Raw genomic sequence first — 10,874 nt, forward strand, 5'->3', positions numbered from 1 at the left:
CGTGCGCGGTCGCCGGGTCGATGCCGGCGTCTTCGAACGTCTCCCAGGCGACCTCCAGCAGCAGCCGCTGTTGTGGTTCCATGGACAGCGCCTCGCGCGGCGAGATGCCGAAGAACCCGGGGTCGAAGGCGCCCGCGTCGTGCAGGAAGCCGCCCTGGGTGGAGTACGTGGTGCCGGCGTGGTCCGGGTCCGGGTCGTACAGGTTGTCGGTGTCCCAGCCGCGGTTGACCGGGAATTCGCTGATCGCGTCGGTGCCCTCGGCGATCATCTGCCAGAACTGTTCCGGGTTACGCACCCCGCCGGGGAACCGGCAGCCCATGCCGACGATGGCGATGGGCTCGTCCAGGCTGCCCGCGCCGGTGGCCGCGATGGCCACCGCGCCGCCGGTGCCCAGCAGTTCGCCGCGCAGGAAGTCGGCCAGCGCCACCGGGGTGGGGTAGTCGAAGGCGAGCGTGGTGGGCAGCGGCAGGCCGGTCACGGCCACCAGCCGCTTGCGCAGCTCCACCGCGGTGAGCGAGTCGAATCCGGCGTCGCGGAACGCGCGCCGCTCGGCCACCTGGTCCGCGCCGGCGTGGCCGAGCACCGCCGCGGCCTCCGCGCGGACCAGGTCGATCAGGGTCCGGGTCTGCTCGGCCGGGTCCAGTGCGCGCAGCCGCCCGGCCAGTTCGGAGTCCCCGCCGGTCTGCTCGGCGGCGGCCAGCGCGCGCACCTCGGGCAATTCGTCGAACATCCGGCTGGCCCGGGCGGCGGTGAAGATCGGGTGGTAGGTGGCCCAGTCCACGTCCGCCACGGTCACCGTGACGTCCTGCTGGAGCACCGCGCGGCGCAGCTCGGCGATCGCCGTGTCCGGGGGCAGGAAGCCCAGCCCGCGGCGGGTCAGGTTGTCCGACATCGCCTCGTGGGTGGCCATGCCCGCCTCGGCCCACGGTCCCCACGCCACCGAGGTGGCCGCCAGGCCGCGGGCACGGCGGTGCTGGGCGAGAGCGTCCAGGTAGGCGTTGGCCGCCGCGTAGGCGCTCTGCCCGGCGCTGCCCCACACGCCCGCGACCGAGGAGACCAGCACGAAGAAGTCGAGTTCGGCGTCGCCGAGCAGGCGGTCCAGGTGCGCCGCGCCGGTCATCTTGGCCGCCGTGGTGGCGGCAAACTCGTCCAGGGACGTCTGCGTCAGCGGTCCGGCCTGGCCCACCCCGGCGGCGTGCACCACGCCGGTCGGCGGGTGCTCGGCGAGCACCGCGGCAAGCGCGTCGGCGTCCGCGGTGTCGCAGGCCACCACGGTGACCCGGGCGCCCGCGTCCTCCAGGTCGGCGGTCAGCTCGGCGACGCCCGGCGCCTGCGGGCCGCGGCGGCCGGTGAGCACCAGGTGCGGCGCTCCGGCGGCGGCGAGCCAGCGGGCCACCGCGGCGCCCAGCGCCCCGGTGCCGCCGGTGATCAGCACCGTGCCGGACGCGGTGAACGCGTCGGCGGCCGGCGCGGCGGTGACCGGATGCCGCACCAGCCGGGCGGCGTGCAGCCCGGTGCCGCGGATCGCGAGCTGGTCCTCGCCGTGGTGGTCGGCGAGCACGCCGACGAGCCGTTGCACGGCCGGCGCGTCCAGGTCGCCGGGCAGGTCGACCAGCCCGCTCCACGGCATCGGCCGCTCCAGCGCGGCCACCCGGCCGAGGCCCCACACGGCCGCCTGCGCCGGGTTCGTCAGCGGGTCGGCCGGGCCGGTGGAGACCGCGCCGCGGGTGAGTGTCCACACCGGAACGCCCCACGTCACGTCGGTCAGCGCCTGCGCCAGCGTGGCGGTCGCGGCCAGTCCGCGGGGCAGCCCGTCGGCCGGGTCGGGCGCGGCGTCGGCCAGGGCGAGCAGGGACAACACCCCGGCCGCGTCGCGGTGCTCCTCCAGCGCGGCGGCCATCGCCGCCCGGTCCGCCCCGGTGACGTCCAGCGTCTCCCACCGCGCGCCGTGCCCGCGCAGGGCCGCCACCAGGTCGTCCGCGGCGACGCCGTCGGCGGTCACGATCAGCCAGGTGCCGTCCAGCACCGGCGCGCCCGCGGCACGCACCGGCGTCCAGCGCACCCGGTAGCGGGCGGCGTCCAGCACGGCCTGCTCGGCGCGGCGGGCACGCCACGACGACAGGGCGGGCAGCAGCGCGTACAGCGAGGCGTGCTGCTCGTCGCGAAGGCCGAGCAGGTCCGCCAGGCCGGTCGCGTCGCCGCTGTCCACCGCGTCCCACAGCGCGGCGTCGGCCGGGTCGGCCGCGACGCCCGCCGCCGGCGCGGCCAGCGTGTCCGGCCAGTAGCGTTCGTGCTGGAACGCGTACGTGGGCAGGTCGACCGTGGCCGTGCCGGTGCCGAAGCAGGCGGTCCAGTCCACCGTGACGCCGCGCACGTGCAGGCGGCCCAGCGCGGCAGTGAACGCGGCCGTCTCGTCCCGGTCGCCGCGCAACGCGGGCACCGCGTCAGCGGCGTCGCCGAGCACGCCCTCGGTCATCGCGGACAGCACGCCGTCCGGTCCCGCCTCGACGAAGACGCCCGCCTCGCAGGCGGTCACGCCATCGGCGAAGCGGACCGCCTCGCGCACGTGCCGCACCCAGTAGCCGGGGTCGGTGAACAGGTCGGACTCCACCCGCCCGGTCACGTTGGACACCAACGGGATCCGCGGTGTCTGGTAGGTCAGCCCGGCCGCGACACCGGCGAACTCGGCCAGCATCGGGTCCATGCGGTGCGAGTGGAAGGCGTGGCTGACCTTCAGACGCCGGGTCTTGCGGCCCTCGAACCCGGCGACCAGCGCGGTCACCGCGTCCTCGTCGCCGGACAGCACCACCGAGCGGGGACCGTTGACCGCGGCGATCGAGACGTCCTCGGTCAGGGTGATCTCGTCCTCGGCCGCCTCCAGCGCCACCATGGCGCCGCCGTCCGGCAACGCCTGCATGAGGGAGCCCCGGGCGGACACCAGCGCCGCCGCGTCGGCCAGGGACAGCACCCCGGCCACGTGCGCCGCCGCGATCTCCCCGATGGAATGGCCGACCAGCACGTCCGGGCGTACGCCGCAGGACTCCAGCAGCCGGAACACCGCCACCTCGACGGTGAACAGCGCGGGCTGGGTCCAGCCGGTGCGTTCCAGTTCTGCCGGGTCGTCGCCCCAGATCACCTCGCGCAGTCCGGGGAAGTGCGCGCAGGCGTCGTCGAAGGCGGCGGCGAACGCCGGGAAGCGGGCGTGCAGCCCGCGTCCCATGCCCGGGCGCTGCGACCCCTGCCCGGCGAACAGCACGGCCAGTCGGCCCGCCCCGCCGGTCTCACCGGTGATCAACGCCGGGTCGGCGCCGCCGGTGGCCAGCGCGGTGAGTCCGCGCATCAGATCGCCGTCGTCGCCGACCAGCACCGCCCGCTGTTCGAACGCGGTGCGCGTGGTGGCCAGCGAGCGGCCCACCGCGGCGGCGTCCGGCGGATTCGCGGCGGCCAGGTGTGCGCGCAGCCGGGCCGCCTGGTCGCGCAGCGCGCCCGGGGTGCGACCGGACAGCGGCCACGCCACCGGGCCGTCGACGCCGTCCGGCGCCGTGGCCGTCGCGCGTTCCGGCGGCGCCTGTTCGAGCAGCAGGTGCGCGTTGGTGCCGCTGATGCCGAACGACGAGACGGCGGCGCGGCGCGGACCGGGCCCCTGCGGCCAGGCGGTACGCGCGTCGACCAGCCGCACCGCACCCGCGGTCCAGTCCACATGGGACGACGGCTGTTCGGTGTAGAGGCTGCGCGGCACCGTGCCGTGCCGCATCGCCATCACCATTTTGATCACGCCGGCCACACCGGCGGCGGCCTGGGTGTGCCCGAGGTTGGACTTCACCGACCCGAGCAGCAGCGGCCGTTCCTCGGCGCGGTCCCGCCCGTACGTGGCGATCAGCGCCTGCGCCTCGATCGGGTCACCGAGCGTGGTGCCGGTGCCGTGCGCCTCGACCACGTCCACGTCCTCGGGGCGCAGCCCACCGGAGGCCAGCGCGGCCTGGATGACGCGTTGCTGGGACGGCCCGTTCGGGGCGGTCAGCCCGTTGGAGGCGCCGTCGGAGTTCACCGCGCTGCCGCGCACCACGGCCAGGATCCGGTGGCCGTTACGCCGCGCGTCGGACATCCGCTCCAGCACCAGCATGCCGACGCCCTCGGACCAGCCGACCCCGTCGGCGGTGTCGGAGAACGCCTTGCAGCGCCCGTCCGGGGACAGGCCGCGCTGGCGGGAGAACTCGATCAGCGAGGTGGGGGTGGACATCACCGTGACCCCGCCGGCCAGCGCCAGCGTGCATTCCCCGGCGCGCAGCGCGTGCATCGCCCAGTGCATCGCCACCAGCGACGACGAGCACGCGGTGTCCACGCTCACCGCCGGGCCCTCCAGGCCCAGCGAGTACGCGACGCGGCCGGAGGCGATGCTCGGCGAGGTGCCGCTGCCCTGGAAGCCCTCGAACTGCGGGTCGGCGAGCACCGCCGAGTAGTCGTTGTACATGATGCCGGCGAACACGCCGGTGCGGCTGCCGCGCAGACCGCGCGGGTCGATGCCGGCCCGTTCGACCGCTTCCCACGAGGTTTCCAGCAGCAGGCGCTGCTGCGCGTCGGTGGCCAGCGCCTCACGCGGGCTCATGCCGAAGAACGCCGGGTCGAAGTCGCCCGCGTCGTGCAGGAAGCCGCCGTGCCGGGTGTAGGTGGTGCCCGGGTGGTCCGGGTCCGGGTGGTACAGACGGTCGAGGTCCCAGCCGCGGTCGACCGGCAGGCCGGACACCGCGTCGGTCTCCTCGTCGACCAGCCGCCACAGGTCCTCCGGCGAGCCGACGCCCCCCGGGTAGCGGCAGGCCATGCCGACGATGACGATCGGGTCGTCGGTGGCCGCCCGGGTCGGCGCCACGGCGGCGGACGCGCCCGGCGCGCCCATCAGCTCGTCGCGCAGGTGGGCGGCGAGCGCGGTCACCGTCGGATAGTCGAAGATCACCGTGGCCGCGGTGCGCAGGCCGGTCACGGCCGCCAGCCGGTTGCGCAGCTCCACCGCGGTCAGCGAGTCGAAGCCGAGGTCGGTGAACGGCCGGTCCGGGTCCACGTCGCCCGCGCCGCCGTGCCCGAGCACCGCCGCGACCTGGGCGCGGACCAGCTCCACCAGGGCGGCGGTGCGCGCGTCCGGGTCCAGCCCGGACAGTTGCTGCATCAGGCCCGCGGCGGCCTGGGTGCCGGAGACCGCCGCGCGGCGGAAGCCGCGGATCAGCCCGCGCAGGAACGGCGGGATCTCGCCGCGGGCGCGCAGCGCCGCCAGGTCGAGCCGCACCGGCAGCAACACCGCGTCGCCACCGCCGTCGGTGGCCGCGCTCGCGCCGGTGGCGGCGCCAGCGCCCAGGGTGGCGTCCAGCAGCGCCAGGCCCTGCTCGCCGGTCAGCGCCGGGGTGCCCGCGCGGGCCAGCCGGTCCAGGTCCGCCTCGGTGAGCCCGCCGGTCATGCCCGACCCGGAGGCCCACGGGCCCCAGCCGAGCGAGAGCGCCGGCATGCCCTGGGCGCGGCGCAGCGCGGCCACCGCGTCCACGAACGCATTCGCGGCGGCGTAGTTGGCCTGCCCCGCCGCGCCGACGGTGCCGGAGAACGAGGAGAACACCACGAAGCCCGCGACGTCGCCGACGGTGCGGTGCAGGTTCCACACCGCGTCCGCCTTGGGGCGCAGCACGGTGTCCAGGCGCTGCGGGGTGAGCGCGTCGATCACGCCGTCGTCCAGCACGCCGGCCGTGTGCACCACCGCGGTCAGGTGGGTGATGCCGCCGATCAGGGAGGTCACCGCGGCCGGGTCGGCCACGTCGCAGGCGGCCACGGCGGCGTGCGCGCCGAGCTCGGCCAGCTCGGCGACCAGGTCCGCGGCGCCCTCGGCGTCCGCGCCGCGGCGGCTGACCAGCAGCAGGTCGCGCATGCCACGGGTGGCGAGATGACGGGCCACCACGGCGCCGAGACCGCCGGTGCCGCCGGTGATCAGCACGGTGGCGTCCGGGTCCCAGCCCGGCACGCCGGTGGTGCCGGTGGTGGTGGCCCGGGCCAGCCGGGCGCAGCGGATCTGTCCGCCGCGCAGGGCGATCTGCGGCTCGTCCGCGCCCAGCGCGGCGAGCACGCCGGAGACGTCCGGCGCCGCGTCCACCGCGGCGGGGTCGAGGTCGAGCAGCCCGAAGCGGCCGGGATGCTCCGCCTGCGCCGAGCGGACCAGGCCACGCACCGCCGCCGGGACGGGGTCGGTGTCCGCCCCGCGGGTCACGAAGACCAGCCGCCGGTTGCCGTCCGGCTCGGCCAGCCAGCCCTGCACCGCGGCCAGCGCCTCGGCGGTCGCCGTGTGCGCCTCCGCCGCGGGGTCGTCACCGCCGGGGCGCACCTGGATGAGCACGGTCGGCGCGGCGTCGTCCACCGCAAGCCGGCCGGCCAGCCCGAACACGTCCGGTCCGTGCAGCGCCACCGCGGGGACGGGCGCCAGCGTGCCGCGCACCGGGGTCCAGGTCAGCCGGTACAACGCCTCCCGCGCCGGCGCGGGCGCGGAGCCGGATGCCGCGCGCAGCGTCAGCGAGCCCGCGGTCAGCACCGGCTGGCCCGCCGGGTCGGTCACGGTCAGCGCCACCGCATCGTCGCCGGCCGGCGTGAGGCGGGCGCGCACCGCGGTCGCACCGGCGGCGTGCAGGGTCACCTCCTGCCAGGCGTACGGCAGTCCGGCCCGGTCCAGCAGGGAGGCGCCATGCAGCACCGCGTCCAGCAGCGCCGGGTGGATGCCGAACGCGTCGGCCTCCAGCGGCTCCGGCAGTTCCGCCTGCACGTACACGTCGTCGCCGTGCCGCCAGGCCGCGGTCATGCCGCGGAAGGCCGGGCCGTAGGCGAAGCCGGCGCCGGCCATCAGCTCGTACCGGCCGGCCGCATCCACCGGCTCGGCCGCGTCCGGCGGCGTGGTGACCGGCGTGGTGTCCTGCGGCGCGGTCTCTCCCCCGGTGGTGAGCAGTCCGCTGGCGTGCGGCGTCCACGGCTGGTCCGGGTCGCCTTCCGGCCGCGCATAGACGTCGATGGTGCGCCGGCCGTCGCCGTCCGGGCTGCCGACCCACACCTGCACGTCCACGCCGCCGGTCTCGGGCAGCGCCAGCGGAGCGGTCAGGGTGAGTTCGTCGACCCGGTCGCAGCCCACCTCGTCGCCCGCCCGCACGGCCAGTTCCAGCAGCGCGGTGCCGGGCAGCAGCACGGTGCCGCCGACCGCGTGGTCGGCCAGCCACGGATGGGTGGACAGGCCCAGCCGGCCGGTCAGCAGCACACCGTCGGAGTTGGCCAGCGACACCGCCGCCGCCAGCAGCGGGTGGTGCGCCGCGCCGAGCCCGGCCGGCGCGGCGTGCATGTTCTTCGGCCAGTAGCGGCGGCGCTGGAAGGCGTACGTCGGAAGGTCCACCCGCGACGTGCCGGTGCCGGAGAACCAGGCGTCCCAGCGCATCGGCACGCCATGCACGTGCAGGTCGGCCAGTGCCGTGGTGAACGTCGCCGGCTCCGGCCGCCCCGGACGCAGCACCGCGGCCACGGTGGCCCGCTCGGCGCTCAGCCGGGTCATCGCGGCCAGCGTGCCGTCCGGGCCGAGTTCCAGGTACGCCCCGGTGCCGTGGTCACGCAGCCAGGCCACCCCGTCGGCGTACCGGACCGTGCCGCGTACCTGATCCACCCAGTAGTCGGCGGAGGTGAGCTGCCCGACCGTGGCCGGCGCACCGGTCACGCCGGACACCACCGGCATGGCCGGTGGCTGCGCGTCCAGCCCGGCCACCACCGCGCGGAACTCGTCCAGCATCGGGTCCATGCGCGCGGAGTGGAACGCGTGGCTGACCGCGAGCCGTTTGGTACGCCGGTCGCCGAGCCCGGCGAGCACCGCGGCGACCGCGTCCTCCTCGCCGGACAGCACCACCGAGCGGGGACCGTTCACCGCGGCGATCGAGGCGCCGTCGACCAGCTCGATCTCGTCCTCGGCCGCCTCCACGGCGACCATCACGCCGCCGGCCGGCAGCGCCTGCATGAGCCGGCCCCGCGCGGCCACCAGTGTGGCCGCGTCGGCGAGCGAGAAGACACCGGCCACGTGCGCGGCGGCGATCTCACCGACCGAGTGCCCGATCAGGTAGTCCGGCACGATGCCGTGGCTGGCCGCCAGCCGGTAGAGCGCCACCTCCAGCGCGAACAGCGCGGGCTGCGCGTTGCCGGTCTGTTCCAGGGCCTGCGGATCATCGCCCCAGACGATCTCCCGCAGCCCGGGGAAGTGCGCGCACGCCTCGTCGAAGGCGCGGGCGAACACGTCGAACCGGGCGTGCAGTTCGCGGCCCATGCCCAGGCGTTGCGAGCCTTGGCCGGTGAACAACACGGCGAGCTTGCCGCGCTGGTGCACGCTGCCGCGAACCAGCGCCGCAGCGTCGTCCGCCCCCTCGGCGAGGGCCTGCAGGGCGGGCTCCGGGTCGGCCGCCACGATGGCGGCCCGGTGCTCCAGCGCGGACCGGGTGACGGCCAGCGACCGGGCGACCGCCGTCGGGTCGGCGCCGGCCCGCAGCACGTCGAGCAGCCGGGTGGCGTTCGCCCGCAGCGCGGCCGGGCTGCGCCCGGACACCAGCCAGGGCAGCTCGTCCGGGTGCACGGCGGCCGGCTCCGCGTCAGCGGACGGCGCGGGCGCCTCCTCGATGATGGCGTGCGCGTTGGTGCCGCTGAGCCCGAACGAGGAGACACCGGCGCGACGTGGCTCGTCGGCGCGCGGCCACGACCGCTCCTCGGTGAGCAGGCGGACCGTGCCGGCGCTCCAGTCCACGTGCGTGGACGGAGTGTCCACATGCAACGTTCGCGGCAACGTGTCGTGCCGCATCGCCATCACCATCTTGATGATTCCGGCGACGCCCGCCGCGGCCTGGGTGTGGCTGATGTTCGACTTCACCGAGCCGAGCAGCAGCGGTCGCTGCGGGTCTCGACCCCGCCCGTACGTGGCGATCAGCGCCTGCGCCTCCACCGGGTCACCCAGCGTGGTGCCCGTGCCGTGCGCCTCCACCACGTCCACCTGGTCGGCCGACAGCCGGGCATTCACCAGCGCCGCCTCGATCACGCGCTGCTGCGACGGGCCGTTCGGGGCGGTCAGGCCGTTGGACGCGCCGTCGGAGTTCACCGCGGAGCCACGCAGCACCGCTAGAATGGTGCGGCCCTTGCGCTGCGCCTCGGACAGCCGCTCCAGCACCAGCACGCCGACGCCCTCGGACCAGCCGGTGCCGTCCGCGGAATCGGCGAACGAGCGGCAGTGCCCGTCGGTCGCCAGGCCGCCCTGCCGGGCCATCTCGACGAAGGTGGTCGGGCTGGACATCACCGTGACACCGGCCGCGATCGCCGTGCCGCACTCCCCCTGCCGCAGCGACTGCGCCGCCAGGTGCAGGGCGACGAGCGACGACGAGCACGCGGTGTCCACCGTGACCGTCGGGCCGACGGTGCCGAAGAAGTACGCCAGACGGCCGGACAGCACGCTGGTGGCGTTGCCGGTCAGCACGAAGCCCTGCACGTCGTCCTCGGGACCGACCCGGTAGTCCTGCGGCATGCCGCCGACGAAGACGCCCGTACGGCTGCCGCGCAACGACGCCGCCGGGATGCCGGAACGCTCGAAGGCTTCCCAGGTGGTCTCCAACAGCACCCGCTGCTGCGGGTCCATGGACAGCGCCTCACGCGGCGAGATGCCGAAGAAGTCGGCGTCGAAGTCCGGGGCGTCGTGCAGGAACCCGCCCGCGGCGGACGCCTGAGCCAGCTCGCCGTCCAGCTCCCAGCCGCGGTCGGCGGGAAAGCCGGACAGGCCGTGCTCACCGGCCAGCACCATGCGCCACAACGCCTCGGGGCTGTCCACGCCTCCGGGGTAGCGGCAGCTCATGCCGACGATGGCGATCGGCTCCCCGGCCGTGGCCTCCAGCTCACTCACCCGCTGCCGGGACCGCTGCAGATCCGCGGTCGCGCGCTTGAGGTAATCCCTGAGCTTCTGTTCCTTGTCCACAGCGCCCGTCATGGTCAGCCAGTCTTGGCGTCGCCGGTCGCGGAAACCCCTAGATGTGCCGGGGTTTGCGCCTGCGCGCTGCGGTCACACCTCCCCGGGGGTGGCTTCTTGCCGCCACGGTGACTTCTAGGGATTTGCCGGGCCGCCGCGGCCGATGATCGAAGGCATGACCGCTGGCGTCACGGTGACTTCGGAGGACCTGTTCGTGCCGGATCCGGCAGGAGGTCCCTGCGATCCGCTCGACGACCTGCTCATCACGCTGCTGATCGACCGGACCCGGCGGGCCCGCGATCACCACGCGGCGCGCTGCGAGGCCGGGTTGCCGGCGCGCAAGCTCGCCTGGGAGTACGCGATGATGAAGCGTTATACCGCGCGGCTGGGCGCCCATGGCGCGGACATCGCACGGGCAGTCCTGGCGCTGGCGCATTCCGAGTCGGAGTTGCCGCCCGCCGAATAGCTCCCGGCGCCTCCGGGCACGTTCGGCGCAACCACCCAGCACACCGCCGCCCCCCGGTCACCCGCCAGCCGCGCACCCCGCCCGCCGCGCACCCCTCCCGCCGGCCCGGACCGCCCGCCGTGCACCCCGCCCGCTAGCCCGGACCGCCCGCCGTGCACCCCGCCCGCTGGCCCGGACCGTCGATCTTGAACTTAGTGTGCCCGACTCATACCGACACACCCGACTTGTCCGACCACAAAGGTCAAGATCGACGCACCCACCCCGGCGATCTTGGCGTTTGCGGTCGGACAAGTCACCTTTTATGACCTCGGGTCGGCCCCGCTAAGTCCAAGATCGACGCCCCGGCGGACGGGCGAGCGCGGGGCGGACGGGCGAGCGCGGGGCGGACGGGCGAGCGCGGGGCGGACGGGCGAGCGCGGG

General features: G+C 75.6%; 2 protein-coding genes (1 of these 2 running past the window's edge). One reads left to right on the plus strand and one right to left on the minus strand.

Annotation, left to right across the window (positions count from 1 at the left end; genetic code table 11):
• Positions 1–10,009, minus strand: the 5' end (the start) of a protein-coding gene (locus IEY73_RS33855) for a type I polyketide synthase (protein ID WP_189082428.1). It extends 17,267 nt beyond the left edge of the window; the window shows 10,009 of its 27,276 coding nt (coding positions 1–10,009); it begins with the start codon at positions 10,007–10,009; its stop codon lies beyond the left edge, outside the window.
• A gap of 154 nt (positions 10,010–10,163) precedes the next feature.
• Between IEY73_RS33855 and IEY73_RS28495 the strand changes: the two genes are divergently transcribed.
• Positions 10,164–10,454 carry a hypothetical protein gene (locus IEY73_RS28495; RefSeq protein ID WP_189082429.1) on the plus strand — a complete coding sequence of 97 codons (291 nt, stop codon included), beginning with the start codon at positions 10,164–10,166 and terminating at the stop codon, positions 10,452–10,454.
• Positions 10,455–10,874 lie beyond the last annotated feature (420 nt).

The sequence above is a fragment of the Mangrovihabitans endophyticus genome (genome assembly GCF_014646155.1).
In the GTDB taxonomy this organism is placed as follows: Bacteria; Actinomycetota; Actinomycetes; order Mycobacteriales; family Micromonosporaceae; genus Actinoplanes; species Actinoplanes endophyticus.

Excerpts from the sequence above, each read along its gene's own strand:
- IEY73_RS28495 (WP_189082429.1), top strand. The coding sequence starts at position 10,164 with ATGACCGCTGGCGTCACGGTGACTTCGGAGGACCTGTTCGTGCCGGAT.